The 26,356-nt window shown below is 71.0% G+C and carries 27 protein-coding genes and 2 pseudogenes; 7 read left to right on the top strand and 22 right to left on the bottom strand.

Features of this window, described 5'->3' with window-relative positions; genetic code table 11:
* Nucleotides 1–15 precede the first annotated feature (15 nt).
* From ACH499_RS27725 to ACH499_RS27715, 3 genes are all read right to left on the bottom strand, one after another.
* Nucleotides 16–2,643 carry an ATP-binding protein gene (locus ACH499_RS27725; RefSeq protein ID WP_399019091.1) on the bottom strand — a complete coding sequence of 876 codons (2,628 nt, stop codon included), beginning with the start codon at nt 2,641–2,643 and terminating at the stop codon, nt 16–18.
* 274 nt (nt 2,644–2,917) lie between these two features.
* The gene (locus ACH499_RS27720) at nt 2,918–3,241 is read right to left on the bottom strand and encodes an STAS domain-containing protein (protein WP_003973611.1); all 324 of its coding nucleotides are present in this window, start codon (nt 3,239–3,241) and stop codon (nt 2,918–2,920) included.
* A 186-nt stretch (nt 3,242–3,427) separates the two neighbouring features.
* Nucleotides 3,428–4,276 (bottom strand): 3-hydroxyacyl-CoA dehydrogenase family protein, encoded by an 849-nt coding sequence (locus tag ACH499_RS27715; RefSeq protein ID WP_399019089.1) that lies wholly within the window; start codon nt 4,274–4,276, stop codon nt 3,428–3,430.
* Between the two features lie 337 nt (nt 4,277–4,613).
* On the opposite strand from ACH499_RS27715, the gene ACH499_RS27710 reads away from it, so the two are divergent.
* From ACH499_RS27710 to ACH499_RS27695, 4 genes and pseudogenes are all read left to right on the top strand, one after another.
* Complete coding sequence (locus ACH499_RS27710) at nt 4,614–5,348, top strand: D-Ala-D-Ala carboxypeptidase family metallohydrolase (RefSeq protein WP_365594401.1); 735 nt, start codon at nt 4,614–4,616, stop codon at nt 5,346–5,348.
* Between the two features lie 77 nt (nt 5,349–5,425).
* Nucleotides 5,426–5,509: pseudogene (locus ACH499_RS27705) on the top strand (TetR/AcrR family transcriptional regulator); the annotation flags it as partial.
* A gap of 7 nt (nt 5,510–5,516) precedes the next feature.
* Nucleotides 5,517–5,740: pseudogene (locus ACH499_RS27700) on the top strand (ABC transporter permease); the annotation flags it as partial.
* A 13-nt stretch (nt 5,741–5,753) separates the two neighbouring features.
* Nucleotides 5,754–6,326 (top strand): cob(I)yrinic acid a,c-diamide adenosyltransferase, encoded by a 573-nt coding sequence (locus ACH499_RS27695; RefSeq protein ID WP_356201649.1) that lies wholly within the window; start codon nt 5,754–5,756, stop codon nt 6,324–6,326.
* On the opposite strand, the gene ACH499_RS27690 is transcribed toward ACH499_RS27695, so the two are convergent.
* Nucleotides 6,323–6,571 carry a DUF5708 family protein gene (locus ACH499_RS27690; protein WP_399019087.1) on the bottom strand — a complete coding sequence of 83 codons (249 nt, stop codon included), beginning with the start codon at nt 6,569–6,571 and terminating at the stop codon, nt 6,323–6,325. The genes ACH499_RS27695 and ACH499_RS27690 overlap by 4 nt on opposite strands.
* On the bottom strand, nt 6,568–7,152 hold the full coding sequence (locus tag ACH499_RS27685; protein WP_399019085.1) for a hypothetical protein: 585 nt from the start codon (nt 7,150–7,152) through the stop codon (nt 6,568–6,570). The genes ACH499_RS27690 and ACH499_RS27685 overlap by 4 nt, the downstream gene beginning before the upstream one ends.
* Before the next feature lie 152 nt (nt 7,153–7,304).
* Between ACH499_RS27685 and ACH499_RS27680 the strand changes: the two genes are divergently transcribed.
* From ACH499_RS27680 to ACH499_RS27670, 3 genes are all read left to right on the top strand, one after another.
* The gene (locus ACH499_RS27680; protein ID WP_399019083.1) at nt 7,305–8,492 is read left to right on the top strand and encodes a sensor histidine kinase; all 1,188 of its coding nucleotides are present in this window, start codon (nt 7,305–7,307) and stop codon (nt 8,490–8,492) included.
* Nucleotides 8,489–9,130, top strand: a complete 642-nt coding sequence (locus ACH499_RS27675) for a response regulator transcription factor (protein ID WP_356201658.1) — start codon at nt 8,489–8,491, stop codon at nt 9,128–9,130. The genes ACH499_RS27680 and ACH499_RS27675 overlap by 4 nt, the downstream gene beginning before the upstream one ends.
* A gap of 124 nt (nt 9,131–9,254) precedes the next feature.
* On the top strand, nt 9,255–11,084 hold the full coding sequence (locus ACH499_RS27670) for a glycosyl hydrolase family 18 protein (protein ID WP_399019080.1): 1,830 nt from the start codon (nt 9,255–9,257) through the stop codon (nt 11,082–11,084).
* A 69-nt stretch (nt 11,085–11,153) separates the two neighbouring features.
* On the opposite strand, the gene ACH499_RS27665 is transcribed toward ACH499_RS27670, so the two are convergent.
* The 17 genes from ACH499_RS27665 to rpmE form a co-directional block, all read right to left on the bottom strand.
* Nucleotides 11,154–11,600: a DUF2550 domain-containing protein gene (locus ACH499_RS27665; protein ID WP_356201662.1), complete on the bottom strand. Its 447-nt coding sequence runs from the start codon at nt 11,598–11,600 to the stop codon at nt 11,154–11,156.
* A gap of 130 nt (nt 11,601–11,730) precedes the next feature.
* Nucleotides 11,731–12,105, bottom strand: coding sequence for a F0F1 ATP synthase subunit epsilon (locus ACH499_RS27660; protein WP_019326852.1), 375 nt, complete (start codon nt 12,103–12,105; stop codon nt 11,731–11,733).
* 128 nt (nt 12,106–12,233) lie between these two features.
* Nucleotides 12,234–13,682: a F0F1 ATP synthase subunit beta gene (gene atpD, locus ACH499_RS27655; RefSeq protein WP_356201666.1), complete on the bottom strand. Its 1,449-nt coding sequence runs from the start codon at nt 13,680–13,682 to the stop codon at nt 12,234–12,236.
* Nucleotides 13,682–14,599: a F0F1 ATP synthase subunit gamma gene (locus tag ACH499_RS27650; protein ID WP_356201668.1), complete on the bottom strand. Its 918-nt coding sequence runs from the start codon at nt 14,597–14,599 to the stop codon at nt 13,682–13,684. The genes atpD and ACH499_RS27650 overlap by 1 nt, the downstream gene beginning before the upstream one ends.
* Nucleotides 14,600–14,620: 21 nt before the next feature.
* Nucleotides 14,621–16,210, bottom strand: coding sequence for a F0F1 ATP synthase subunit alpha (atpA, locus tag ACH499_RS27645; RefSeq protein WP_356201669.1), 1,590 nt, complete (start codon nt 16,208–16,210; stop codon nt 14,621–14,623).
* Nucleotides 16,211–16,382: 172 nt separating this feature from the next.
* Nucleotides 16,383–17,198: a F0F1 ATP synthase subunit delta gene (locus ACH499_RS27640; RefSeq protein ID WP_356201670.1), complete on the bottom strand. Its 816-nt coding sequence runs from the start codon at nt 17,196–17,198 to the stop codon at nt 16,383–16,385.
* Complete coding sequence (locus ACH499_RS27635; RefSeq protein ID WP_356201671.1) at nt 17,195–17,755, bottom strand: F0F1 ATP synthase subunit B; 561 nt, start codon at nt 17,753–17,755, stop codon at nt 17,195–17,197. The genes ACH499_RS27640 and ACH499_RS27635 overlap by 4 nt, the downstream gene beginning before the upstream one ends.
* A gap of 41 nt (nt 17,756–17,796) precedes the next feature.
* Nucleotides 17,797–18,021, bottom strand: coding sequence for an ATP synthase F0 subunit C (gene atpE, locus ACH499_RS27630; protein ID WP_030545783.1), 225 nt, complete (start codon nt 18,019–18,021; stop codon nt 17,797–17,799).
* Between the two features lie 73 nt (nt 18,022–18,094).
* Nucleotides 18,095–18,934, bottom strand: a complete 840-nt coding sequence (gene atpB, locus ACH499_RS27625) for a F0F1 ATP synthase subunit A (protein ID WP_356201673.1) — start codon at nt 18,932–18,934, stop codon at nt 18,095–18,097.
* 210 nt (nt 18,935–19,144) lie between these two features.
* Nucleotides 19,145–19,579: a hypothetical protein gene (locus tag ACH499_RS27620; RefSeq protein WP_356201675.1), complete on the bottom strand. Its 435-nt coding sequence runs from the start codon at nt 19,577–19,579 to the stop codon at nt 19,145–19,147.
* A gap of 288 nt (nt 19,580–19,867) precedes the next feature.
* On the bottom strand, nt 19,868–21,163 hold the full coding sequence (locus tag ACH499_RS27615) for an MraY family glycosyltransferase (protein WP_356201677.1): 1,296 nt from the start codon (nt 21,161–21,163) through the stop codon (nt 19,868–19,870).
* Nucleotides 21,164–21,293: 130 nt separating this feature from the next.
* On the bottom strand, nt 21,294–22,547 hold the full coding sequence (glyA, locus tag ACH499_RS27610) for a serine hydroxymethyltransferase (RefSeq protein WP_399019074.1): 1,254 nt from the start codon (nt 22,545–22,547) through the stop codon (nt 21,294–21,296).
* Nucleotides 22,548–22,671: 124 nt separating this feature from the next.
* Nucleotides 22,672–23,349, bottom strand: a complete 678-nt coding sequence (locus tag ACH499_RS27605; RefSeq protein ID WP_356201681.1) for a protein-tyrosine-phosphatase — start codon at nt 23,347–23,349, stop codon at nt 22,672–22,674.
* Nucleotides 23,346–23,993, bottom strand: a complete 648-nt coding sequence (locus ACH499_RS27600) for an L-threonylcarbamoyladenylate synthase (RefSeq protein WP_356201682.1) — start codon at nt 23,991–23,993, stop codon at nt 23,346–23,348. The genes ACH499_RS27605 and ACH499_RS27600 overlap by 4 nt, the downstream gene beginning before the upstream one ends.
* Before the next feature lie 50 nt (nt 23,994–24,043).
* Nucleotides 24,044–24,889 (bottom strand): peptide chain release factor N(5)-glutamine methyltransferase, encoded by an 846-nt coding sequence (prmC, locus tag ACH499_RS27595; protein WP_356201684.1) that lies wholly within the window; start codon nt 24,887–24,889, stop codon nt 24,044–24,046.
* 51 nt (nt 24,890–24,940) lie between these two features.
* The gene (gene prfA, locus ACH499_RS27590) at nt 24,941–26,017 is read right to left on the bottom strand and encodes a peptide chain release factor 1 (RefSeq protein WP_356201686.1); all 1,077 of its coding nucleotides are present in this window, start codon (nt 26,015–26,017) and stop codon (nt 24,941–24,943) included.
* Nucleotides 26,018–26,125: 108 nt separating this feature from the next.
* Nucleotides 26,126–26,350: a 50S ribosomal protein L31 gene (gene rpmE, locus ACH499_RS27585; RefSeq protein WP_019326867.1), complete on the bottom strand. Its 225-nt coding sequence runs from the start codon at nt 26,348–26,350 to the stop codon at nt 26,126–26,128.
* Nucleotides 26,351–26,356: the final 6 nt, after the last annotated feature.

The raw sequence follows: 26,356 nt of genomic DNA, 5'->3' as shown, positions 1-26,356 counted from the left end.
CCTTCTGCTGCCGGTTCAGATGATCTGCTCGGCCTCCTGGCCGGATCCGGTGCCGCCCGTCGCGGTGCCGCTCTGCGTCGCCGTCGTCGTGGCGCCGGCGGAGGTCGGCGCGGTGCTGCCGGGCCCGGTCGCGCTGTTGGAGGTCTCCGGGCTCGTCGGCAGGGTCGGCTCCGACGTCGGCGACTGCGTGGGCGTCTGGGTGGGGGTCTCGGTCGGCGGTTGCGTCGGCGGCTCGGACGACCCAGGAGGCTCCGACGAGGAGGGCGGTTCCAAGGACGTGGGCGGCTGGGTCTTCGTGGGTCCGCCCGTCGGGCCGGTGCCGTCGGTGTCCCCCGGCCCGGGGGTGCCGCTGGGGCCGTCCGAGGGCCCGGCCGTCTCGGTGGGGGCCGGGTCGTCGGAGGTGCCGGGGGTGCCGTCCGGGCCGGGGTCGCTCGGCCGGGCGGTCGCCCCGCCGGTGTCGGCGGAGCCGTTGCCGTCGTCCTCGGGCCGGTCGGCGCCGACGCCGCCGTCGTCGATGCCCTGGCTTGCCGAGGGGTTGACGCCGACCCGGTCGGACGGGTCGCCCGCGTCGTTCTCGGAGGTGGCGCCCAGGGTCACCACCGTGCCGAGCACGGCGACGAGCAGCGCGCCCGCGCCGGCGGCCACGAGGTTGCGCCGCGCGAGCCCCTTGACGCCGCCCCCCGCCTTGCGGGAGGCGCCGGGGGACGGGTTCTGGCGGGTGGTGATCAGGGTCGGGGACTGCGGGGCCGGCCTCAGCGGCGGGAAGGGCGCGGGCACCCCGGCCGGCGGCGACTCCTCGTGCCGGGCGTCCGGCACCTCGTCGCCCGCGTCCAGCCCCGTGCCGATGCCGAGGAGGCCGGTCCCGGCGGCGGCGACGGCGGGTCCGGGCCATGCGGGCGTGCCCGGGACGGCGCCGAGGCCGGGAGTGTCCCCGGAGCGGTCGGCGACCAGGGCGAGGGCACGGCGGCCGGCGACGGCGCCCCGCTTGTCGGAGAGCGCGCCGCGCAGCCCGATGGACGCCTCCAGCTCGGCGCGGGCCCGGTCGAGCTGTCCCTCGCACAGCGCGAGGACGCCCAGCTCGTGGTGGAAGTAGGCCTGCTCGGCGACGTCACCGGCGAGCCGGGAGGCCTCGCTGCCGGAGCGCAGCGCACGCTGCCAGGCGCTCCAGTGCAGCCCGGCGGCGAAGGCGGGGGCCGCGGCGCGGGCCAGCTCGACGGCGGGGCTCTCCTCGCCGTCGGCGGGCGGGGTCGTCCCCGGCACCAGCGCGGTGAGGGCGGCCAGCACGGCGTCGGCCTCGGCGCAGACCCGCTCGGGGGTGACCGAGGGGTGCCCGGTCCACCAGGCGTAGTGCCGCGCGGCGGTCTCGGCCCGCCCGGCCGGCTCGTCGGCGTATCCGGCGCTCTCCAGTTGGGCGAGCACTCCGGCGGCCAGCCGGTAGCGGGAGCCGACCGGCGAGATGAGTCCGCAGTCGGCCAGCTCTCCGAGGGCGGCGTCCGCGTGGGTGTCGCCGACCAGCGCGGGCAGGTGCGCCTGGTGCGGCACCTCGCCGCCGAGGGCGACGGCGAACTCCAGGGTGGCGCGGGCGAAGGCGCTCAGCCGGGCGGCGAGCAGCGGTGCGGGCGCGGCGGCCTCGCCGACGGACGGCAGGGGCGCCTCGTCGCTCTCGGCGGCGCCGTGGGGCGCCTCGTCGGCGGGGCGGGCGTCGGCGAGGACACCGAACTCGTCGACGGCGTCGGCGCCGGCCCGCAGCCGGTCGCGTTGCCGCAGCAGCGCGCCGGCCTGCACGAAGCGCAGGGGCAGGCCCTCGGACTCGAACCAGAGGTCGCCGGCCCAGTTGGACTCCTCCTCGGTGAGGGGGCGTCCGGCGGCGCGTTCGAGGAGTTCCACGCCGTCCGCGCGGTCGAGGCCGGTGAGGAAGACCTCCTCGACGGCGGAGCCGGCGGACGGTGCGGGCACGTCCGGTGCGGCGGCGACGAGGAAGGCGCACTCGGGGGTGGCGTCCAGCAGCTCGTCGAGGGCGGCGCCGCCGAACTCCACGTCGTCCAGGACGACGACCGCGCCGACCTCGCGGACGAGGTCGAGCAGTTCGTCGCGGCCGGGACGGTGCAGGGGGGCGCGGTGGACGGCGCGGAAGAGGTCGTACAGCAGGTCGTCGGCCGTGCGCCGGAAGCCGCTCAGACGGACGACGCCGTCGGGGGCGAGGTCGGCGCAGTCCTCGGCGACGATGTCGAGGAGGCTGGTGCGGCCGGACCCCGCGGGGCCGGTCAGGCGCACCGAACGGCCGCGGGCGAGCAGTCTGACGAGGCGTTCGCGTTCGTCCTGGCGGGCCAGGAGGCCGAGTTCGGGCCGGGACGGTCCGGGCGGGACGGGCGGGCGCGCGGCGCGCTCCTGTTCGGCGCGTTCGGCCGCGGTGAGCCTCGCGGGCCGGGCGGGCCGCTCGGCGGGCGGGCAGACCTCGATCTCGCTGCCGTCGACGGGGTTGACGGTGAGCAGGAAGTCGCCCGAGACGAGCTGCACCGTGCGGGCGAGTGCCGGTGCGCTCTGTCCGAAGCCGGGTGTCAGGGGGTCCCTGGGCGGGCGTGGGCGCGGCGAGTGGCCGTCGTCGTGGCCGTGGTCCTCGGGCCCCCGGTTGTTCGGGTCCATGGGTTCAAGCCCCCCAAAAGCGTCGTGTGCCGGGCCCCCGGGTCGGGGCCACCCCTCCCGGCCTTGCCGCACACCGCGCTGTCGCTTCTGGTCCGGGCCCGCCAGTGGGTTGCGAGTCGGCGGGCAGCCAGACCCTAAACCTTCGCTCAGTATGTCGGACAGTCCGGGGTGCCGGGCCGCCCGGGACATCACGGTCTCATGAGGGTTGGGCGCGACGGGCGTTTCGCCGGGGGTGTCCGGCTCCGTGCGGGGCGCGGCGGACGGGGTCGGGGCGTCAGACGCGGGGCAGGGTCTCCACGCCGATGCCGCCCTCGATGGCGAGGATGCGGTGCAGCCGGGTGGCCACCAGCAGGCGCTGCATCTGCGGCGGGACGCCGCGCAGCACCAGCCGGCGGCCGCAGCGTCCGGCCCGCCGGTGGGCCCCCATGATCACCCCGAGTCCGGTGGCGTCCCAGGAGTCCAGCTCTGACAGGTCCAGCACCAGGTCGCCGACTCCGTCGTCGACGGCCGAGTGCAGGACCGTACGGGCGTCCGCCGCGCTGCGGACGTCGAGGCGGCCCCCGACGACCAGCTCGACGTGGTCGCCCCTGATGTGCATATGCGCTCCCCGGCGTGCGTCTCGTGCTCGTCGTTGTGTCTCTCGCGAGGTGATCTCTCGGCGATATCAGGTCATGCAACCTCTGACTGGCCGAAACGACCTGAGGTTGCCGCCTGTAAGCGAACCGATACCGAATTCACCCCGCCGTGTGATGTTTCCCGGGCCGGGGGTGGACTCGGCGCGGACTCAGTGCTTGTAGAAGCCCTGCCCGCTCTTGCGCCCGATGTCACCGGCGTCCACCATCCGGCGCATCAGCTCCGGCGGCGCGAACTTCTCGTCCTGGGACTCGGTGTAGATGTTGCTCGTGGCGTGCAGCAGGATGTCGACGCCCGTCAGGTCGGCGGTGGCCAGGGGGCCCATGGCGTGGCCGAAGCCGAGCTTGCAGGCGAGGTCGATGTCCTCGGCGGTGGCGACGCCCGACTCGTAGAGCTTGGCGGCCTCGACGACGAGGGCGGAGATGAGGCGGGTGGTCACGAAGCCGGCCACGTCGCGGTTGACGACGATGCAGGTCTTGCCGGTGGACTCGGCGAACTCGCGGGCGGTGGCGAGGGTTTCGTCGCTGGTCTTGTAGCCGCGCACCAGCTCGCAGAGCTGCATCATCGGGACCGGCGAGAAGAAGTGGGTGCCGACGACGCGTTCGGGGCGCTCCGTCACGGCCGCGATCTTGGTGATCGGGATGGCGGAGGTGTTGGAGGCGAGGATCGCCTCGTCCTTCACGAGCTTGTCGAGCGTGCGGAAGATCTCGTGCTTGACCTCCAGCTTCTCGAAGACGGCCTCGACGACGACGTCCGCGTCGGCGGCGGCGTCCAGGTCGGTGGTCGCGGTGATGCGGGCGAGGGCGGCGTCGGCGTCGTCCGCCGCCAGCCTGCCCTTGGCGACGAACTTGTCGTAGGAGGCCTTGATTCCGTCGGTGCCCCGCCGGAGCGCCTCGTCGGTCACATCGCGCAGGACGACGTCCCAGCCCGCCTGCGCGGAGACCTGGGCGATGCCGGACCCCATGAGACCGGCTCCGATGACGGCGAGCTTCCGTGCCACTGTGCGACTCCCCTTCGAGACACTCACGCACTGTTCTTGACTGTCACTCGCGGACACTAGCGCCCGCGGGCGAGCGCGGGAGGGGTTAGTAATGCGTGTCACGTCTCACGCAGTGAGACGCCGGTCACGTCCCTTCCCGAGGGGCCGTCTTGGCGGTGACCGCGGCCCGATGCGGGCGGGCGGGGCCGGGAGGGCCCGTGCAACGTTCGCGCCGCCAACTCCCTTCATTCAACACCATGTTGTTGACGCGCGTAGCGTCGTTGCCGCACGCTGGTCGACGGGTACCTCCCGGGTGACGCCACCCCTCCCATCCGCGACGATCTGCCAGGAGGCCGGAATGCTCAGACGTCTGACGCGCACTCTTCTCTCATTTGTCATGATCCTGACAGGCACGGTGCTCGGCGTGACCGCCACCGCGGGCACGGCCCACGCCGACGAGTGTTACACCTGGAGCCGCACCCTGTCCGAGGGCTCCTCCGGCAGCGACGTGACGCAGTTGCAGATCCGCGTCGCCGGCTGGGTGACCTCGGGCGAACGGCTCTCCTACGACGGCCAGTACGGCGCCCGTACCGCCGCCGCCGTCAAGAAGTTCCAGTCGGCGTACGGGCTCGCCGCCGACGGCGTCGCCGGACCGGCGACCTTCAGCAAGATCTACGCCCTCCAGGACAGCGACTGCACGCCCGCCCACTTCACCTACGCCGAACTCAACAAGTGCAACTCCGACTGGTCGGGCGGCGCGGTCTCCGCCGCCACCGCCAAGGCGAACGCGCTCAAGACCATGTGGAAGCTGGAGGCGATGCGGCACGCGCTCGGCGACGTGCCGATCACGATCTCCAGCGGCTTCCGCTCCTACGCCTGCAACAACGCCGTCGGGGGCTCGGCCACCAGCCGCCATCTCTACGGCGACGCCGCCGACCTCGTCGGCTCGCCGAGCCTGTGCACCCTCGCCCGGCAGGCCCGCACCCACGGCTTCTCCGAGATCCTCGGCCCGGGCTACCCCGGCCACAACGACCACACCCACGTCGCCTTCGACCCGTCGCCGTACTGGTCCGCGCCCACCTGCGGCATCTGACCGGCGTCCGGCACGACCGGACGGCGGCCGGGCAGCCCCGAGGGCGCCCGGCCGCAGTCCGCCGCGTCACACCGGGGGTGAGCCGCGAGGTGCTCGTGCTGCTGGACGAGATGGAGGACCTGCTCGGCGAGAAGGTCCTCGGGTACGCCGTACGGGGGGGCGAAAGAGTCGATGCTGCTGTCCGGGCTGATGCTGCCGATTCCCTGGCACCCCGCTGGCTGGACGTCCTGTCGCACTTCGTGCCGTTCCGCTACATGGTGGACGCCGTGCGCGACGCCTACACCGGCCGGTACGCGACCGCGCACATGCTGTACGGCGGCCTGGTGGCCTTCCGCCTCGCGGCACTCGCCGTGACGGTGGGCACACGCGTCTTCCGGACGGCCGGGGCGTAACTACGCTGGCCCCATGGTCAACCTGACGCGCATCTACACCCGGACCGGCGACCAGGGCACCACCGCCCTCGGCGACATGAGCCGGGTCCCCAAGACCGACCTCAGGATCTCCGCGTACGCCGACGCCAACGAGGCGAACGCGGTGATCGGCACGGCGATCGCCCTCGGCGGCCTGCACGAGGAGGTCGTCAAGGTCCTCGTCCGCGTCCAGAACGACCTGTTCGACGTGGGCGCCGACCTGTCGACGCCGGTGGCGGAGAACCCCCCGTACCCGCCGCTGCGGGTGGAACAGTTCTACGTCGACCGGCTGGAGGAGGACTGCGACCGCTTCCTGGCCGGCCTGGAGAAGCTGAGGTCGTTCATCCTGCCCGGCGGCACGCCCGGCGCGGCCCTGCTGCACCAGGCGTGCACCGTGGTGCGGCGGGCCGAGCGCTCCACGTGGGCGGCGCTGGAGGTCCACGGCGAGACGATGAACCCGCTGACCGCGACCTATCTGAACCGCCTGTCGGACCTGCTGTTCATCCTCGCCCGCACCGCCAACAAGGAGGTCGGGGACGTGCTGTGGGTGCCGGGCGGGGAGCGCTAGGGGCGGTCGGACACCCCCGGGCCCGCAGGCCCCCCGGGGAGCGCCCGGCGTCTCTCGGCCCGGCGGCGCGCGGACCGGTACACACCCCACCCGGTCTGCGCGCCGCCGGTGCACATCAGCACGGCGCCGACCTTCGGCAGCTCGACGGCGGGGACCTCCACTCCCCCGGTGTACAGCCACAGGGCGAGGCCGGCCAGGAAGGCGGCGGCGCCCTCCCACAGGTGCCGCTCGGCCAGGAACCTCACCGGCGGGCCTCCGTCCTCTCCCGTTCGTCCGCGGCCGGGTCGGCTCCCGCGGGACGCCTCCTCGGCCAGATCACGTACGTCAGCGCGATCAGGCCGTGGACGACCACGGCCCTCAGGGCCACCCCCTGGAAGGCGCGCAGGGACGAGACGTCGCCCGCGTCGCCGACGTACCGGACGGCTCCCTCCAGCAGCGCGCACGCCACCGCGGCACCCAGCACCGTGCGCAGCCACAGCCCGCCCTCGTGCCGGGCGCGGGCCATGCCGTGGCGCGGGGGCCCGAGCGGTGGCGGGCCGCCGGCCAGGCGGTGCGCGGCGTGGCCGTCGAGCCACCGGACCGTGTAGGGGCCGTACCCGACGGTCCAGCCGATGTAGACCGCCGCCAGGCCGTGCTGCCAGCTCGGCTCCGCGCCGTTCCTCAGGTCGATCGCCGTCGCGGCGAACAGCACCAGTTCCAGCAGCGGCTCGCACAGCAGCAGGACCACGCCGGTACGGCGCCACTTCAGCAGGTAGCGGGCGGCCAGCCCGAGCGCCAGCAGCACCCAGAAGCCGACCTCGCAGGCGATGATCAACGCGACTACCACGGCGTACTCCCTCGGTTCACCCCTCCAGGCTCCCGTGGGAATCCGCCTCGGTCGTCGTCGCCGGTGACGATGCTCCGGTACATCGAAAGATGCAGTGCCGGACCCTTCCCGGGGATCAGACGGGCACTGTCCGGGCCGTGTTGGATGGGGTCATGGCCGTACGACTCCCCCGCCCGCGCCGCTTCGACGTGTACGCCGCGACGGCCGGTCTGCTCGGCGGGCTGCTGCTGTGGGCCATCGGCCTGGCGGTACGGCCGCCCGACGGGCCGGGCGTGCTGTTCCCCGGCCGCTGGCCGCTGCTGGTCCCCCTCGCCGTGACGGCGGGCTGCGAACTGCTGCGCCGCTCCGCGCCGCGCGCCGGCCTGCTGACCGGCACGGCCGCGCTGGCCGCGGACACCCTCACGCAGGGCAGCCTGGTCACGGTGATCATGTACACCGACCTGATGTACGCCGCCGTGCTCTACGGCCCGCCCTCGTCGGCCCGCCGCATCCCGTGGATCACCGGGCTGCTCACGGTGGCCGGAACGATCGTGCCGTACGCGCTGTGGCGGGTGCCCGAGGCCCTGCTGATCGGCGTCGCCGTGGGCATCGTGTCGTTCGGGCCCGCCTCCACCGGGCTGATCGTGCGCAACCACCGCGAGGCCGCCGACGCCGCCCGGCTGCGCGCCGAACAGACCGCGCTGCTGGCCGAGACGGACCGCGTCCAGGCGGTGACCGCGGAACGGTCCCGGATGGCCCGCGAGTTGCACGACGTGGTCGCGGGCCACCTCTCCGCCATCGCCATCCACTCCACGGCCGCCCTCTCCCTGGACGACGCGGCGACCACCCGCCGGGCGCTGGGCGTGATCCGGGAGAACAGCGTCGAGGGACTGGCCGAGATGCGCCGGCTCATCGGCCTCCTGCGCGACAGCGGCGGGGACACCGAACCGGCCGCCGCGCCCACCCTCGAGGGCCTCGGCGCGCTGGTCGACGGCGCCCGCGCCAACGGACTGGACGTCTCGCTGGAGGCGGCGCCCGGCGGGCCGGTTCCCGCGCCGGTCGGGATGGCCGCGTACCGCATCGTGCAGGAGTCGCTGACCAACGCCCTGAAACACGCCTCGCGGGGCCCGGTCCGGGTGCGGCTCAGCCGCCGCGAGGACGTTCTGTGCGTCCGGGTGACCAGCGCGTACGGTGACCACGACGCACCGCGCGCCCCCGGCTCGGGCGCCGGTCTGGTCGGTATGCGCGAGCGGGCCGCCCTGCTGCGCGGCACCTTCGCGGCCGGCCCCGAACCGACGGCGGACGGCCGGATCTGGGCCGTCCACGCCACTCTGCCCCTGACCGAAGGAGACTTCGCATGATCCGCGTCCTCGTCGCCGAGGACCAGGCCGCCGTGCGCGCCGGGCTGGTCCTCATCCTGGGCAGCGCACCGGACATCGAGGTGGCCGGCGAGGCGGCGGACGGCGAGCGGGCGGTGGAGCTGGCGCGGGAGCTGCGGCCGGACGTGGTGCTGATGGACGTGCAGATGCCGCGGCTGGACGGGGTGTCGGCGACCCGGCGGGTGGTCGCCGAGGGGCTGGCCGACGTCCTGGTACTGACCACCTTCGACCTGGACGAGTACGTGTTCGGGGCGCTCAGGGCGGGAGCCGCCGGGTTCCTGCTGAAGAACACGGAGGCGAACGACCTGATCACGGCCGTGCGCACGGTGGCGGGCGGCGAGGGCGTCGTCGCCCCGGCCGTGACCCGGCGCCTGATCGCCGAGTTCGCGGCGCGGTCCGCCCGGGAGTCCACCGCCGACCCCGCGGTCCTCGACGGTCTCACCCGGCGCGAGCGCGAGGTGCTGTCCTGTCTGGGCGAGGGCCTGTCGAACGCGGCGATCGCCGTCCGCCTCGACATGGCCGAGGCCACGGTGAAGACGCACGTCAGCCGTCTGCTGGGGAAGCTGGAGCTGCGCAGCCGGGTGCAAGCGGCCGTGCTGGCTCAGGAGTTGGGGTTCTAGCCACCTTCGCCCAGCACTGGTCCAGACCTATTGACCTCTGGTCCAGACCTTTCTATTCTCGCGGCACTGCGGGCATGAGGCTCAGTCATGCTCACATCAACATCCCCACATAAGGAGGCGCACCATGCGCTTCGGACACAGAGCCGCGGCACTGGCCGCGACCCTGGCGCTCCCCCTCGCCGGAATGGTCGGCCTCGCCAGTGAGGCCCAGGCCGCGACGAGCGCGACGGCCACCTTCACCAAGACCTCGGACTGGGGCACGGGCTTCGGCGGAAGCTGGACCGTGAAGAACACGGGCACGACGACCATCAACTCCTGGACGGTCGAGTGGGACTTCCCCTCCGGCACCAAGGTCGGCTCGGCCTGGGACGCCACCGTCACCAACTCCGGTGACCACTGGACCGCCAAGAACGTCGGCTGGAACGGCACCCTCGCCCCCGGGGCGTCCGTCTCGTTCGGCTTCAACGGCATCGGCTCCGGCTCCCCGTCCGGCTGCAAACTCAACGGCGGGAGCTGCGACGGCACCTCCGTCCCCGGCGACTCGGCCCCCTCCGCGCCCGGCACCCCGGCCGCCTCGGACATCACCGACACCTCGGTCAAGCTGACCTGGCCCGCCGCGACCGACGACAAGGGCGTCAAGAACTACGACGTCCTGCGCGACGGCGCCAAGGTCGCCACCGTCACCGGCACCACGTACACGGACACCGGCCTCACCAAGGGCACCGACTACTCGTACACCGTCCAGGCCCGGGACACCGCCGACCAGACCGGCCCGGTCAGCGGCGCGGTCAAGGTCCGCACCACCGGCGGCGACGGCGGCAACCCGGGCGGCGGCGACAAGGTCAAGCTCGGCTACTTCACCAACTGGGGCGTCTACGGGCGCAACTACCACGTGAAGAACCTGGTCACCTCCGGCTCCGCCGACAAGATCACGCACATCAACTACGCGTTCGGCAACGTCCAGGGCGGCAAGTGCACCATCGGTGACGCCTACGCCGACTACGACAAGGCCTACACCGCCGACCAGTCCGTCGACGGCGTCGCCGACACCTGGGACCAGCCGCTGCGCGGCAACTTCAACCAGCTCCGCAAGCTGAAGGCCAAGTACCCGCACATCAAGGTCATCTGGTCCTTCGGCGGCTGGACCTGGTCCGGCGGCTTCCCCGACGCCGTGAAGAACCCGGCCGCCTTCGCCAAGTCCTGCCACGACCTGGTCGAGGACCCGCGCTGGGCCGACGTCTTCGACGGCATCGACCTGGACTGGGAGTACCCGAACGCCTGCGGTCTGAGCTGTGACACCACCAGCGCGAAGAACGCCTTCAGCTCCATGATGAAGGCGATGCGCGCCGAGTTCGGCAACGACCTGGTCACCGCGGCCGTCACCGCCGACGCCTCGGCCGGCGGCAAGATCGAGGCCGCCGACTACGGCCCGGCCGCCCAGTACATCGACTGGTACAACGTGATGACGTACGACTTCTTCGGCGCCTGGGAGAAGAACGGCCCGACCGCTCCCCACTCGCCGCTGACCTCGTACGCCGGTATCCCGCAGCAGGGCTTCAACTCCGCCGACGCCATCGCCAAGTTCAAGGCCGCGGGCGTGCCGGCCACCAAGCTGCTGCTCGGCATCGGCTTCTACGGACGCGGCTGGACCGGCGTCACCCAGGCCGCTCCCGGCGGCACCGCGACCGGCCCGGCGGCGGGCACCTACGAGGCGGGCATCGAGGACTACAAGGTCCTCAAGAACAGTTGCCCGGCCACCGGCACCGTCGCCGGCACCGCGTACGCCCACTGCGGCACCAACTGGTGGTCCTACGACACCCCGGCGACCGTGAAGTCCAAGATGGACTGGGCCGAGACCCAGGGCCTGGGCGGCGCCTTCTTCTGGGAGTTCAGCGGAGACACCGCCAACGGCGAGCTGGTCAGCGCCATCGACAGCGGCCTGAAGGGGAGCTGAACGGCTCCGAGCGTCATTGACGCTCCCCCGGACTCCGTCCGGGGGACCCCACCCAGCGGGTGAACGAGGCTACGCCACGTTCACCCGCTGTCCTGGTGGGGCTGCCTCCAGCCACGCGAGAAATCCGGTCAGCGCGTCTTCGCTCATCGCCAGCTCGAGCCGGGTCCCCCGGTGCAGACAGGCGAGGACCACGGCGTCGGAGAGCAACGCCAGCTCCTCCTCCCCGTCCGGGAGGCGCCGGCCGGCCACCTCGATCGCGGAGCGCTCCAGCACGCGGCGCGGGCGGGGGGAGTACGAGAAGACGCGGTACCACTCGACCCGGTCGCCGTTGTAGCGGGCCACACCGTAGGCCCAGCCCTTGCCGCCGGCGTCCCCCTCCGCGGGGGCCTCCCAGCGCAGCGAGCAGTCGAAGGTGCCGCCCGAGCGCTGGATCAGCCGGCGGCGCAGACCGAAGACGAACAGCCCCACCACCACCAGGGCGACGGCGATTCCGCACACAGTCAGAGCGAGGACCATCGGCACCGACCTCCTCGTCTGCTAGGTAACGGAACGGAAAAAACACCCTGATCTGCCTCAGCCGCGGCCGGGTCCGGATCGCTCCGGTCCCAGCCGCGGCTGAGTGACGTTCATAGCACAGCGCTGTGTGTCAGCGCCCCGCCGCCGCGCGCAGTCGGACGTCCGCGCGGCGCTCGGCGTGGGCGTCGCCCTCCGCCTTCGCGCGCTCGAGCTCCCGCTCCGCGCGCTGGACGTCGATCTCGTCCGACAGCTCGGCGATCTCGGCCAGCAACGACAGCTTGTTGTCGGCGAACGAGATGAAACCGCCGTGCACCGCGGCGACGACCGTCCCACCGTCACTCGTACGAATGGTCACCGGGCCCGACTCCAGCACACCGAGCAGCGGCTGGTGACCGGGCATGACGCCGATGTCGCCGGACGTGGTGCGCGCGACGACCAGGGTGGCCTCGCCGGACCAGACCTCTCGGTCGGCCGCGACCAGCGCGACGTGCAGCTCAGCAGCCAAGGTGGCTCCTCGGGTCACCACCCGGCGGGAGAGCCGGGTGTTGGTTACAAGTCTAAGGGGCGTGACGGAGGGGGCGGGACGTGCCCGCCCCCTCCGGTGTGAGCCGTGGGCTCACTCGAGCACGAGGCTCAGGAGACGCCGAGCTCCTTGGCGTTCTTCTTCAGGTCCTCGATACCACCGCACATGAAGAACGCCTGCTCCGGGAAGTGGTCGTACTCGCCGTCGCAGATCGCGTTGAACGCGGCGATCGACTCGTCCAGCGGCACGTCCGAACCGTCCACGCCGGTGAACTGCTTGGCGACGTGGGTGTTCTGGGACAGGAAGCGCTCCACGCGACGGGCGCGGTGGACGACGAGCTTGTCCTCCTCGCCGAGCTCGTCGATACCGAGGATCGCGATGATGTCCTGCAGGTCCTTGTACTTCTGCAGGATGTTCTTCACGCGCATCGCGGCCTGGTAGTGGTCCGCCGCGATGTACCGCGGGTCGAGGATGCGGGACGTCGAGTCCAGCGGGTCCACGGCCGGGTAGATGCCCTTCTCGGAGATCGGACGGGAGAGAACCGTCGTCGCGTCGAGGTGGGCGAAGGTGGTGGCCGGGGCCGGGTCGGTCAGGTCGTCCGCGGGGACGTAGATCGCCTGCATCGAGGTGATCGAGTGACCACGGGTCGAGGTGATGCGCTCCTGGAGGAGACCCATCTCGTCGGCCAGGTTCGGCTGGTAGCCCACCGCGGAGGGCATGCGGCCGAGCAGGGTCGACACCTCGGAACCGGCCTGCGTGAAGCGGAAGATGTTGTCGATGAAGAACAGCACGTCCTGCTTCTGCACATCGCGGAAGTACTCCGCCATGGTCAGGCCGGCGAGGGCCACGCGCAGACGGGTGCCCGGGGGCTCGTCCATCTGGCCGAAGACGAGCGCGGTCTTGTCGATGACGCCCGACTCGCTCATCTCGTCGATGAGGTCGTTGCCCTCACGGGTGCGCTCGCCGACACCGGCGAACACGGAGACACCGTCGTGGTTGTTGGCGACGCGGTAGATCATCTCCTGGATGAGCACCGTCTTGCCGACGCCGGCGCCGCCGAACAGACCGATCTTGCCGCCCTTGACGTACGGGGTCAGCAGGTCGATGACCTTGACGCCGGTCTCGAACATCTCGGTCTTCGACTCGAGCTCGTCGAAGTTGGGCGCCTTGCGGTGGATCGGCCAGCGCTCACCGGTGTAGGTCTCGTCGACGTTCAGCACCTCACCGAGGGTGTTGAACACCTTGCCCTTGGTGAAGTCGCCGACGGGCACGGAGATGGCCGAGCCGGTGTCGGTCACCGGAGCCTGGCGGACCAGACCGTCGGTGGGCTGCATGGAGATGGTGCGGACCAGGCCGTCACCCAGGTGCTGGGCGACCTCCAGGGTCAGCGTCTTCAGCTCGCCCGCCTGCGCCGGGTCGGCGACCTCGACGTGGAGGGCGTTGTAGATGTCCGGCATCGCGTCGACGGGGAACTCCACGTCGACGACCGGGCCGATGACCCGCGCGACGCGGCCGGTGGCCACGCCCGACGCAGCGGTCGGCTCAACAGTGGTGGTCATTAGTTGTCACTCCCCGCGGTCGCGTCGGCCAGTGCGCTCGCGCCACCGACGATCTCGCTGATTTCCTGGGTGATTTCGGCCTGGCGGGCCGCGTTGGCAAGACGGGAGAGCGTGTTGATCAGCTCGCCCGCGTTGTCGGTGGCCGACTTCATCGCGCGCCGCGTGGCGGCGTGCTTGGAAGCGGCCGACTGCAGCAGCGCGTTGTAGATGCGGCTCTCGACGTAGCGCGGCAGCAGGGCGTCGAGGACGTCCTCCGCCGACGGCTCGAAGTCGTACAGCGGAAGGATCTCGTCCTTCGCCGCCGACTCCTGCGCGACCTCTTCGAGGCGCAGCGGCAGCAACCGCGAGTCGATCGCCGTCTGCGTCATCATCGAGACGAACTCGGTGTAGACGATGTGGAGCTCGTCCACGCCGCCCTCGGCCGTCTCCTTCTCGATGGCCTCGATCAGCGGAGCCGCGACCTTCTTGGCGTCCGCGTACGTCGGCTCGTCGGTGAAGCCCGTGAACGACTCCGCGACCTTGCGCTCACGGAAGTTGTAGTGGGCCAGACCGCGCCGGCCGACGATGTACGTGTCGACCTGCTTGCCCTCGCGCTCGAGACGCTCGGTGAGCTGCTCCGCAGCCTTGATGGCGTTGGAGTTGAAGGCGCCGGCCAGACCGCGGTCGCTCGTGAGGAGCAGGACCGCGGCACGGGCCGGGTTCTCCGCCTCCGTGGTGAGCGGGTGCTTCGTGTTCGACCCGGTGCCGACCGCCGTGACCGCGCGGGTCAGTTCCTGCGCGTACGGCGTGGAGGCCGCCACCTTGCGCTGCGCCTTGACGACGCGCGAGGCGGCGATCATCTCCATCGCCTTGGTGATCTTCTTGGTCGCGGTGACGGATCGGATGCGACGCTTGTAGACCCGGAGCTGGGCTCCCATGAGTCAGGTCCCTTCCTTACGTCACTTGGCGGCGGACGTGGCGTCCTCGCCGAGCAGCTTGCCGTCCGAGGTCTCGAACTGCTTCTTGAACGACGCGATGGCCTCGGCGACGGCCTGCAGGGTGTCGTCGGACATCTTGCCGCCCTCCTTGATGGAGGTCATGAGGCCCTGCTCCTGGCGGTGCAGGTACTCCAGCAGCTCCTTCTCGAAGCGGCGGATGTCGGCGACCGGCACGTCGTCCATCTTGCCGGTGGTGCCGGCCCAGACGGAGACGACCTGGTCCTCGGTAGCCATCGGCTGGTACTGGTCCTGCTTCAGCAGCTCGACCATGCGCTGACCGCGCTCGAGCTGCGCCTTCGACGCGGCGTCCAGGTCGGAACCGAAGGCGGCGAACGCCTCCAGCTCACGGAACTGGGCGAGGTCGACGCGCAGACGGCCGGAGACCTGCTTCATGGCCTTGTGCTGGGCGGAGCCACCGACGCGGGAGACCGAGATACCGACGTTCAGGGCCGGACGCTGGCCGGCGTTGAACAGGTCGGACTCCAGGAAGCACTGGCCGTCGGTGATGGAGATGACGTTGGTCGGGATGAACGCCGAGACGTCGTTGGCCTTGGTCTCGACGATCGGCAGACCGGTCATCGAACCGGCGCCCATGTCGTCGGAGAGCTTGGCGCAGCGCTCCAGCAGGCGGGAGTGCAGGTAGAAGACGTCACCCGGGTAGGCCTCGCGGCCCGGCGGGCGGCGCAGGAGCAGCGACACGGCGCGGTAGGCGTCGGCCTGCTTCGACAGGTCGTCGAAGATGATCAGGACGTGCTTGCCCTCGTACATCCACTGCTGGCCGATGGCCGAGCCGGTGTACGGCGCCAGGTACTTGAAGCCGGCCGGGTCGGACGCCGGGGCGGCCACGATGGTCGTGTACTCCAGCGCGCCGTTCTCCTCCAGCGCGCGGCGGACCGACGCGATGGTGGAGCCCTTCTGGCCGATGGCGACGTAGATGCAGCGGACCTGCTTGTTCGGGTCGCCGGTGCGCCAGTTGTCGCGCTGGTTGATGATCGTGTCGACGGCCAGGGCGGTCTTGCCGGTCTGGCGGTCGCCGATGATGAGCTGACGCTGGCCGCGGCCGATCGGCGTCATGGCGTCGACGGCCTTGTAGCCCGTCTCCATCGGCTCGTGCACCGACTTGCGCTGCATGACCGTGGGGGCCTGCAGTTCGAGGGCGCGGCGGCCCTCGGTCTCGATCTCGCCGAGACCGTCGATCGGGTTGCCGAGGGGGTCGACGACGCGGCCGAGGTAGCCCTCGCCCACGGCGACCGACAGGACCTCGCCGGTGCGGGTGACCGGCTGGCCCTCCTCGATGCCGCTGAACTCACCGAGGACGATGGCACCGATCTCGCGCTCCTCGAGGTTGAGGGCGAGGCCGAGGGTGCCGTCCTCGAACTTCAGCAGTTCGTTGGCCATGGCCGAGGGCAGGCCCTCGACCTTCGCGATGCCGTCGCCGGCAAGGGTGACCGTACCGACCTCCTCGCGCGAGGCCGCGTCCGGCTTGTACGACTGGACGAAGTTCTCCAGTGCGTCCCGGATCTCCTCCGGCCGGATCGTGAGCTCCGCCATCTGAGTTCCCTGCTCTCCTTGTTGGGCCCGAAGTTTCACTTGGGGGGGTATTCCACGAGTCGGGACTCCCCCCAATGAGAGGTGAATCCTCTGCACGGCCCAACCAGGGCCGTCGTAAGTACGTACTGCTTGTTCTGCTGTGTGCCGTCGGCCGCTCGGGCCGCCGTGGTCGCTAGCTCGCCATGCGGCGGCCGGCGTCCTCCAGTCGGTCCGCGATGGAGCCGTTGATGACCTCGTCACCGACCTGCACCCGGATCCCGCCGAGGACCTCGGGGTCCACGTCGAGGTTGAGGTGCATCGGACGGCCGTAGACCTTCGCCAGGGCGGCGCCGAGGCGCTGCTTCTGCGAGTCGCTCAGCGGCACCGCCGAGGTGACGACGGCGACCATGCGGTCCCGCCGGTCCGCGGCGAGCTTGGACAGGGACTCGAGTCCCGACTCCAGGCTACGTCCCCGCGGCGCGGTCACAAGGCGCGTCACCAGACGCTCGGTGGTCCGCTCGGCCCGGCCGCCGAGCAGGCTGCGCAGCAGCTCGCCCTTGGCCGAGGTGGTGGCCGACCGGTTGGTCAGCGCGGCGCGCAGCTCGGTGTTCGAGGAGACGATCCGGCCGAACCGGAACAGCTCGTCCTCGACGTTGTCGAGCCGGCCCCGCTTCTGCGCGGCGGTGAGGTCGGCGGTGTTCGCCAGCTCCTCCAGCGCGTCCACCAGGTCGCGGGACTGCGACCAGCGGGAGCGCACCATGCCGGACACCAGGTCGGCGGCGGGGCCGCTGATCTGGGTGCCCAGGAGTCGCTGGGCCAGTTCGGCCTTGGCCTCGCCGGACTGCGCCGGGTCGGTCAGGACCCGACGCAGCGACACCTCGCGGTGGAGCAGCGCGGTGACGGCGGCCAGCTCGTCGGCGAGCGAGCCGGCGTCCACGGACGTGGAGTCCGTCAGCGCGTCGAGACGCTCACGTGCGGCGGCCAGGGCCTCGCGGCTCGCTCCGTTCATCGCGTGGCCTCGGCCTTCGTCGCCTTGTCCTCGAGCTCGTCCAGGAAGCGGTCGATGACGCGGCTCTGCCGGGCGTGGTCCTCGAGGGACTCACCGACGAGCTTGCCGGCCAGCTCGGTGGCCAGCTTGCCGACGTCCTGGCGCAGCGCGGACGCGGCGGCCTTGCGGTCGGCCTGGATCTGGGCGTGACCGGCGGCGATGATCTCCTCACGCTGCCGCTGGCCCTCCGCGCGCATCTCGGCGATGAGCGTGGCGCCCTGCTCCTGCGCCTCCTGGCGCAGGCGCGCGGCCTCGTGCCGGGCCTCGGCGAGCTGGGCCTTGTACTGCTCAAGGACGCTCTGGGCCTCGGTCTGCGCGGCCTCGGCCTTCTCGATACCGCCCTCGATGGCCTCGCGACGCTCTTCCAGAACCTTGTTGATGTTCGGGAGGAGCTTCTTGGCAAGGAAGCCGAAGACGATGACGAAAGCGATGAGGCCGATGACAACTTCCGGCCACGGCGGAATCAGGGGATTTTCCTTCTCCCCCTCAGCCGCCAGGAAAACCAGGGCGGATGTCACATCAGTGCCTTTCGTCGAAAGGGACGGTCGTCGGGTTCGTCTTAGTAGACGAACGGCATGACGAGACCGATCAGGGCGAGCGCCTCACAGAAGGCGAAGCCCAGGATCTGGTTGGCGCGGATCAGGCCGGCGGCCTCGGGCTGGCGGGCGAGGGCCTGGGTGCCGTTGCCGAAGATGATGCCGACGCCGACGCCGGGGCCAATGGCGGCCAGGCCGTAACCGACGGAGCTGAGGGAACCTTCGACGGCAGCAAGGGTCTGGGACATGCCAGTTCTTCCTTTTCTGTACGGACCGGTGGGGGTTGGCCACCGGACGACTAGGGGTTCGGGGCGGGGCCGCTCAGTGGTGCTCGGCGAGCGCACCCTGGATGTAGGTGCAGGTCAGCAGGACGAAGACGTACGCCTGGACCGCCTGGATGAAGAGCTCGAAGGCCGTCATGATGATGGTCATCACGAACGAGACCCCGGCGTAGGCGATGCCGATGCCGTTGAGCAGGTACCAGCTCGCGATCGTGAAGAGCAGGAGCAGCGTGTGGCCCGCGAACATGTTCGCGAAGAGTCGCACGGCGTGCGTGAACGGCCGGACCAGCAGGTTGGAGAAGAACTCGATGGTCATCGACAGCGGCAGCACCGCGCCGAGCGACTTGTCGTAGCCGGTCACGTTCTTGAAGAAGCCGACGAAGCCGTGGCGCTTGAAGGTGAGCGAGACCCACAGGACGTAGACGATCAGGGCCAGGACCATCGGGTAGGCGATGATCGAGGTGACCGGGAACTGGGCGACCGGGATGATCGACCAGAGGTTCATCATCCAGACGAAGAAGAAGAGAGTGACGACCAGCGGGACGTACTTCTCGCCCTCCTTCTTGCCGATGGTCTCGTAGACGACACCGCGGCGGATGAAGTCGTAGCCGGCCTCGGCGACCATCTGGAGCTTGCCCGGGACGACCTTCGGCTTGTTGAACGCGGCCCAGAAGAAGCCCACGATGATGATCGAGCCCAGAAGCGCGAGCAGCATCGGCTTGTTGAAGTAGAAGCCGTTGCCGTCTGCGTTGCCCCAGAGCGGCTCGAAGAGGAACGAGTGCAGGCCGGGAGCCGGGAAGCCACAACCGTCGAAGATGTGGCAGTCGGTCTCGAAGGCGAGCACCTGCGTCGGGTCAGCACTCACCGCGGGCTCCTTCATCGTGGCGCATGGGTACGGCAACCTCGTTGTGTCGGCGCGGCGCGGGGCCGCTGTTCGGCACGGGACTGGTGTTACGGATGTGGGGGCGGCAGTGGGGCATCTCGCCTCGCGATCGAACAGGCGTCAGCTGCGATGCCCGCGCCCGCGATGCCGCAGTTGGCACCGGACGATAGCAGGACTTCACATGCCTCTTTATCCCGGCCCTACCCCTCACGACGAGTGGCCCGTCTTTTCGGGCTTTTCGCCCGACGGTTCGGGCTCGACGTAGAGAATCTTGGACTTCATGTGGGCGCGCGTCTGCGCCGCGATCCACGTCAGCGTGACGACGACCAGAGTGATCGCGAAGGAACGCGGGTTGAACAGCGTCGTGTTCTTGAAGGCGGCGAGGAAGACGAACAGCAGCAGGATCTGTGCCGCGTAGAGCATCAGGCCCATCGCCTGGAAAAGGTGCGGAAGCGATTTGGCGGTGCGCTGGAGCACGTAGAGACCGATGCCCATGAAGAGCATCGCCACCACGGTCGCGACGACAGCGCCGACCGCTCCCTTGCCGCCGGCGACCACGGCGCTGACGACGGCGGCTGCAGCGCCGACGGCAGCCGTGGGCACGGCAGCCTGAAGCAGGATCCGGGCGTCATTGGACGGCATGGCGGCAACTCCGCTTTCACACACAGGGGGTAGGTGTCGTCATGGACGAGCGTAGACCCGGGCCGAGTGAGGACCTCACGCCAAGAGACCGTCGCACTACGGTCTTTCGGCTCTATCCGGGGATACTCGTGAACCGTATCACAAACTATTTGATGAGGTCTTTACCTGAGGGTGTGCTTGCTGTCACACATGAGAGTGACAGCGCGCGTTTGTGCAATTACCGAACCGAGTTGTCTGGTATTGCAACGCTTTGTTCCCCCACGAGTTGGCAATGCTCTAGTCAGATTCTTACCTTGTGCCGGAGCGATGTCCGACGGCGGTGGCGCCGTTGACGCCCGGGACGGCCGCGGCGGCGACGGGAACGCGCTCCTCGGCCTCCTCGGCGGCCACCGGGGCCGTGGCGGCCGCGACCCTCCTGCGGCGCCGGTAGCGCGGCGGCACGAAGCGCTCGGCCCAGCGCGGGGCACGCGGCGTGAAGCGCGGCAGCAGGAGCAGCACCAGGCCGACCGCGCTGAGGAAGACGACGCCCAGCACGATCCACATCGACGCCGAGTTGACGGAGTAGGCGAGCGCGCCGAAGGCGATCAGCGCCGACCAGAAGTACATGATCAGCACCGCGCGGCTGTGGGAGTGCCCGACCTCCAGCAGCCGGTGGTGCAGGTGCCCCCGGTCCGCGGCGAACGGCGACTGGCCGCGCCAGGTGCGCCGCACGATGGCGAGGATCAGGTCGGCGGCCGGGATGGCGATGATGGTGAGCGGCATCAGCAGCGGGATGTAGACGGGCACCATCTGGTGCACGGCGTTGCGCTCGGACCCGGAGAACAGCTTCATCACGTCGGGGTCGACCTGCCCGGTGACCGAGATCGCGCCGGCCGCGAGGATGAGCCCGATCAGCATGGAGCCCGAGTCGCCCATGAAGATCCGCGCGGGGTGCATGTTGTGCGGCAGGAAGCCCAGGCACATGCCCATGAGGATGGCGGCGAACAGCGTGGCGGGGGCGGCGGCCTCGATGCCGTACGAGTACCAGATCCGGTAGGCGTACATGAAGAACGCGGCGGCCGCGATGCAGACCATGCCGGAGGCCAGCCCGTCGAGGCCGTCCACGAAGTTGACCGCGTTGATGGTGATGACGACCAGCGCCACCGTGAGCAGGGTGCCCTGCCACTGGGTCAGCGCCACCGTGCCGACGCCCGGCACCGGGATCCACAGGATGGTCAGACCCTGCACCACCATGACGCCGGCGGCGATCATCTGACCGCCCAGCTTGATCAGGGCGTCGATCTCGAACTTGTCGTCCAGGACGCCGATCAGCCAGATCAGGGCGGCTCCGGAGAGCAGGGCCCGCGGTTCGTTGGACTTCTCGAAGACCTCGTTGAGGTTGGTGAGGTGGTCGGCGACCAGCAGGCCCGCGCACAGTCCGAAGAACATCGCGATACCGCCGAGGCGCGGAGTGGGTTCCCGGTGCACGTCACGTGCCCGGATCTCCGGCATCGCCCCCGCCACGATCGCGAACTTCCGTACCGGCCCGGTCAGCAGATACGTCACCGCGGCCGTGATGCAGAGCGTCAGCAGGTATTCACGCACGGGCTTCCCCACAGGTCTCGCTGGCCATTCCCAGCCTCACACCCTAGCGAGGCACGCATACGGGTGAGGACTTCCGGGTAGCGACGATGGTTGCACGAGTGGCTGTGCTCGCGTGTGCGCCTACCCGGCCTCAGCCCGGATACGGCGGGAACCGCCCGGCCAGTTCCCGTACGTCCTCCCGCACCGCGGCGGGGTCCAGGGCTCCCCGCACCACCCCGGCGAGCAGGGCGGCCACCGTGCGCATCTCTCCCTCCCGCATGCCCTGCGTGGTCAGCGCCGCCGTGCCCAGGCGCAGGCCGCGGACGTCGGCGTGCGGGAGCGCGCAGCAGTCCAGGACGATCCCGGCGGCCGCCAGGCGTCCCCGCGCGGTCCTGCCGTCGACGCCCAGCGGGGCCGGGTCCGCGGTGATCAGGTGGGTGTCGGTGCCCCCGGTGGTAACGACGAGGCCCTCGGCGGCCAGGTGGGCGGCGAGCGCGCGGGCGTTGGCGACCACCTGGCGGGCGTACGCGGCGAACGCCGGGGTCGACGCCTCGCCGAACGCGACGGCCTTGGCGGCGACGGTGTGCATCTGCGCGCCGCCCTGCGTGAACGGGAACACGGCCCGGTCGACCCGCTCGGCCAGTTCGCCCCGGCACAGGATCATGCCGCCGCGGGGCCCGCGCAGCACCTTGTGCGTGGTGGCGCAGACGATGTCGGCGTACGGCACGGGGCTCGGCGCCGCTCCCCCGGCGACCAGTCCGATCGGGTGGGCGGCGTCCGCGACGAGATAGGCACCCACCTCGTCGGCCACTTCGCGGAAGAAGGCGTGGTCGAGGTGGCGGGGGTAGGCGATGGAGCCGCACACGATCGCCTTGGGCCGGTGCGTGCGGGCCAGGGTGCGCACCTGGTCGTGGTCGACGAGGCCGGTCTCCGCGTCGACTCCGTAGCCGACGAAGTCGAACCAGCGGCCGGAGAAGTTGGCGGGCGAACCGTGCGTGAGGTGGCCGCCGTGGGACAGGCCCAGGGCGAGGACGGTGTCGCCCGGGCGCAGCAGCGCGGCGTAGGCCGCCAGGACGGCCGAGGAGCCGGAGTGGCACTGCACGTTGGCGTGCTCGGCGCCGAAGAGGTCCCGGGCCCGCTCCACGGCGAGCCGTTCGGCCACGTCGACGATCTCGCAGCCGCCGTGGTGCCGGGCGCCGGGGTAGCCCTCGGCGTACTTGTTGGCGAGCGGGGAGCCCAGCGCGGCCAGCACGGCGGGGGACGTGAAGTTCTCGGCGGCGATGAGCTGGAGCGTCGTCGACTGCCGGCGGCTTTCTGCGAGCAGGATCTCGGCCAGCTCGGGGTCCTGCCGCAGCAGCCCCCCGAACATGCTGTCATCGGCCTCGATGGCGTGGGTGACCGACATGGCGCGCTCCGGACGTGCGTCGACGTTGACGTACGACCAATGTAGGCCCACCACCGCGAACCCGCCCGAGCTGCCACACGTCGGACACCGGGCCGGGGCACCCGCCCGACGGCGACGCCCCCGCCTAGCTCCGCGCCGCGACCCCCGTCAGCGCCGTCACCACCGGATCCAGCGCCTGGTGTATCTCGTCCCCGATCGACCGGAAGAACGTCAGCGGTGCCCCGTACGGGTCGTACACCTCGTCCGCCTCCGCCGTGGGCGCCAGCAGCCACCCGCGTAGCGCCGCCGCGGCCCTCACCAGCGCACGCGCGCGGGTGACCAGCCCCTCGTCCAGGGGCGGCAGCGTCGCGGGGTCGATGGCGTTCACCAGCCGGGTGAACTCCTTGAGGGTGAAGGTCCGCAGCCCCGCCGAGTGCCCCATGGAGATGACCTGCGCCCGGTGGTCCCGCGTCGCCGTCAGCACGAGATCCGCGCGGATCACGTGCTCGTCGAGCAACTCGCGCCCGGTGAAGCCCTCCGCGTCCGCGCCGAACTCCGCGAGGACCGTCTCGGCGTTGGCCTCCATGGGCGCGCCCTCGTGGCCCCAGGTGCCCGCGCTCTCCACGATCAGGCCGCCGCCCAGGACGCCCAGCCGCTCCGTCACGAAATGCCGGGTGAGCCGCTCGGTGATGGGCGAGCGGCAGACGTTGCCGGTGCTGACATGCAGGATGCGGAAGCTGTCGCGCGGAAAGCCGAACGTCGTCGTCACCTCCGCGGCGCTCTCCCCGATGCCTATGCCACGCCCCGTCTCAGGGGCCGTCAATTCGCCACCTCGAGGTCGGGTACCACCTTGCGCAGCTCCTCCGCCGACAGCGCGCCCGCGCGCAGCAGCACCGGCACCTCGCGGGTGACGTCGACGATGGACGACGGGACGTTGCCGGGGGTGGGGCCGCCGTCGAGGTACACGGAGACGGAGTCGCCGAGCATCTCCTGCGCGGCGTCGCAGGTCTCCGGCGCCGGGTGGCCCGTGAGGTTGGCGGAGGAGACGGCCATCGGGCCGAACTCGGTGAGCAGTTCGATGGCGACGGGGTGCAGGGGCATGCGCACGGCGACCGTGCCGCGGGTCTCGCCGAGGTCCCACTGGAGGGACGGCTGGTGCTTGGCGACCAGCGTCAGCGCGCCCGGCCAGAAGGCGTCGACCAGCTCCCAGGCCATCTCCGAGAAGTCGGTGACGAGGCCGTGCAGGGTGTTGGGCGAGCCGATGAGCACGGGCGAGGGCATGTTGCGGCCCCGGCCCTTGGCCTCCAGCAGGTCCCCGACGGCCTCGGACGAGAACGCGTCGGCGCCGACGCCGTACACCGTGTCCGTGGGCAGCACCACGAGCTCGCCGCGGCGGACGGCGGACGCGGCCTCACGCAGACCGGTCACACGGTCGGTCGCGTCGTTGGTGTCGTATCGCCGAGCCATTTAGCGGGCCTCCTCGTACACGTACTGCGGGGTTGAAGTCGTAGCGGTGATCACGGCATCGCCTTGCGGGCGGTCGCGAACCGGGGGCGGTTGTTGAGGTCGGGGTGGTCGGCCGCGTCGGCCCAGCCCCGCTCCTCGGTGAAGATCCACGGCACCTGGCCGCCCTGGGTGTCGGCGTGCTCGACGACGACGACCCCGCCGGGGCGCAGCAGCCGGTGCGCGGTGCGTTCCAGGCCGCGGATCAGGTCGAGGCCGTCCTCGCCGGAGAACAGGGCCATCTCGGGATCGTGGTCGCGGGCCTCGGGGGCGACGTACTCCCACTCGGTGAGCGGGATGTACGGCGGGTTGGAGACGACCAGGTCGACCTGGCCGTCGAGGTCCGGGAAGGCGGTCAGGGCGTCTCCCTGACGCAGGTCGACCCTGGACCCCTCCATGTTCTTGCGCGTCCACACCAGGGCGTCCTCGGACAGCTCCACGGCGTGCACGCGCGAGCGCGGCACCTCCTGGGCGAGGGCGAGCGCGATGGCACCGGAGCCGGTGCACAGGTCGACGATGCACGGCTCGACGACGTCCATGGCGCGCACCGCGTCTATGGCCCAGCCGACGACGGACTCCGTCTCGGGACGGGGCACGAAGACGCCGGGGCCGACCTGGAGCTCCAGGTAGCGGAAGTAGGCGCGGCCGGTGATGTGCTGGAGCGGCTCGCGCGCCTCGCGGCGGGCGACGACCTCCCAGTACCGGGCGTCGAAGTCGGCGTCCGGCACGGTGTGCAGCTCGCCCCGCTTGACGCCGTGCAGATACGCGGCGAGCTCCTCCGCGTCGGTGCGCGGCGAGGGCACGCCGGCGTCGGCCAGCCGCTGGGTGGCCTGGGCCACCTCCGCGAGCAGCAGGTTCACGCTGGTCCTCCGGGGCTGAGCTGTGGTCCGGTGCGGGTGGTGCGGCGGTCCTTACGCGGCGGCCAGCTTGGCCGCCGAGTCGGCGTCGACACAGGCCTGGATGACCGCGTCGAGGTCGCCGTCCAGGACCTGGTCCAGGTTGTACGCCTTGAAGCCGACGCGGTGGTCGGAGATGCGGTTCTCCGGGAAGTTGTACGTGCGGATCTTCTCGGAGCGGTCAACGGTGCGGACCTGGCTGCGGCGCGCGTCCGCGGCCTCCTTCTCCGCCTCCTCCTGCGCCGCCGCGAGCAGCCTGGAGCGCAGGATACGCATCGCCTGCTCCTTGTTCTGGAGCTGGCTCTTCTCGTTCTGGCAGGAGGCGACGACGCCGGTGGGGATGTGCGTGATGCGCACCGCGGAGTCGGTGGTGTTCACGGACTGGCCGCCGGGGCCGGAGGACCGGTAGACGTCGATGCGCAGGTCGTTCGGGTTGATCTCGACGTCGATCTCCTCGGCCTCGGGTGTGACGAGCACGCCGGCCGCGGAGGTGTGGATCCGGCCCTGGGACTCGGTCGCGGGCACGCGCTGCACGCGGTGCACGCCGCCCTCGTACTTGAGGCGGGCCCAGACGCCCTGGCCGGGTTCGGTGGCGCCCTGGCCGCCCTTGGTCTTCACGGCGACCTGGACGTCCTTGTAGCCGCCCAGCTCGGACTCGGTGGAGTCGATGATCTCGGTCTTCCAGCCGACCCGCTCGGCGTAGCGCAGGTACATGCGCAGCAGGTCGCCGGCGAACAGGGCGGACTCGTCACCGCCCGCGCCGGCCTTGATCTCGAGGATGACGTCCTTGTCGTCGCTGGGGTCGCGCGGGACGAGCAGGAGGCGGAGCTTCTCGGTGAGCTCCTCGCGCTGCTTGTCCAGCTCCTTGACCTCGGCGGCGAAGTCCGGGTCGTCGGCGGCGAGTTCGCGCGCGGTCTCCATGTCGTCGCCGGTCTGCTTCCAGGAGCGGAACGTGGCGACGATCGGGGTGAGCTCGGCGTAACGCTTGTTCAGCTTGCGCGCGTTGGCCTGGTCGGAGTGGACCGACGGGTCGGCGAGCTTCTTCTCCAGGTCGGCGTGCTCGGCGACGAGTTCCTCGACGGCCTCGAACATCTTGGGCTCCTGCTACTGCGGTGAAGGGGAAGACGGGCGACCAAAAACGCCGGTCCCGGCGCTCCCCCTCGCGGGGGACGCGGCCGTGGACCGGCGATCGGTGGCTCGCTACTTCTTGGAGCCGGCGGCAGCCTTGCCGAAGCGGGCCTCGAAGCGGGCCACGCGGCCACCGGTGTCGAGGATCTTCTGCTTGCCCGTGTAGAACGGGTGGCACTCGGAGCAGACCTCGGCCCGGATGGTGCCGGACTCGATGGTGCTGCGGGTGGTGAACGACGCGCCACAGGTGCAGCTGACCTGCGTCTCGACGTACTCGGGGTGGATGTCGCGCTTCAAGGTGTC

The organism is Streptomyces sp. NPDC018947, from assembly GCF_044390505.1.
Lineage (GTDB): Bacteria > Actinomycetota > Actinomycetes > Streptomycetales > Streptomycetaceae > Streptomyces.
This window is presented reverse-complemented; position numbering and strand designations above follow the sequence as displayed.

Excerpts from the sequence above, each read along its gene's own strand:
- ACH499_RS27650 (WP_356201668.1), bottom strand. The coding sequence starts at position 14,599 with ATGGGAGCCCAGCTCCGGGTCTACAAGCGTCGCATCCGATCCGTCACC.
- ACH499_RS27640 (WP_356201670.1), bottom strand. The coding sequence starts at position 17,198 with ATGAACGGAGCGAGCCGCGAGGCCCTGGCCGCCGCACGTGAGCGTCTC.
- ACH499_RS27670 (WP_399019080.1), top strand. The coding sequence starts at position 9,255 with ATGCGCTTCGGACACAGAGCCGCGGCACTGGCCGCGACCCTGGCGCTC.
- ACH499_RS27620 (WP_356201675.1), bottom strand. The coding sequence starts at position 19,579 with ATGCCGTCCAATGACGCCCGGATCCTGCTTCAGGCTGCCGTGCCCACG.
- prfA (WP_356201686.1), bottom strand. The coding sequence starts at position 26,017 with ATGTTCGAGGCCGTCGAGGAACTCGTCGCCGAGCACGCCGACCTGGAG.
- ACH499_RS27725 (WP_399019091.1), bottom strand. The coding sequence starts at position 2,643 with ATGGACCCGAACAACCGGGGGCCCGAGGACCACGGCCACGACGACGGC.
- glyA (WP_399019074.1), bottom strand. The coding sequence starts at position 22,547 with ATGTCGGTCACCCACGCCATCGAGGCCGATGACAGCATGTTCGGGGGG.
- atpE (WP_030545783.1), bottom strand. The coding sequence starts at position 18,021 with ATGTCCCAGACCCTTGCTGCCGTCGAAGGTTCCCTCAGCTCCGTCGGT.
- atpD (WP_356201666.1), bottom strand. The coding sequence starts at position 13,682 with ATGACCACCACTGTTGAGCCGACCGCTGCGTCGGGCGTGGCCACCGGC.
- ACH499_RS27680 (WP_399019083.1), top strand. The coding sequence starts at position 7,305 with ATGGCCGTACGACTCCCCCGCCCGCGCCGCTTCGACGTGTACGCCGCG.
- atpA (WP_356201669.1), bottom strand. The coding sequence starts at position 16,210 with ATGGCGGAGCTCACGATCCGGCCGGAGGAGATCCGGGACGCACTGGAG.
- ACH499_RS27665 (WP_356201662.1), bottom strand. The coding sequence starts at position 11,600 with ATGGTCCTCGCTCTGACTGTGTGCGGAATCGCCGTCGCCCTGGTGGTG.
- ACH499_RS27695 (WP_356201649.1), top strand. The coding sequence starts at position 5,754 with ATGGTCAACCTGACGCGCATCTACACCCGGACCGGCGACCAGGGCACC.
- atpB (WP_356201673.1), bottom strand. The coding sequence starts at position 18,934 with ATGAAGGAGCCCGCGGTGAGTGCTGACCCGACGCAGGTGCTCGCCTTC.
- ACH499_RS27675 (WP_356201658.1), top strand. The coding sequence starts at position 8,489 with ATGATCCGCGTCCTCGTCGCCGAGGACCAGGCCGCCGTGCGCGCCGGG.
- ACH499_RS27710 (WP_365594401.1), top strand. The coding sequence starts at position 4,614 with ATGCTCAGACGTCTGACGCGCACTCTTCTCTCATTTGTCATGATCCTG.
- ACH499_RS27600 (WP_356201682.1), bottom strand. The coding sequence starts at position 23,993 with ATGGCTCGGCGATACGACACCAACGACGCGACCGACCGTGTGACCGGT.
- ACH499_RS27720 (WP_003973611.1), bottom strand. The coding sequence starts at position 3,241 with ATGCACATCAGGGGCGACCACGTCGAGCTGGTCGTCGGGGGCCGCCTC.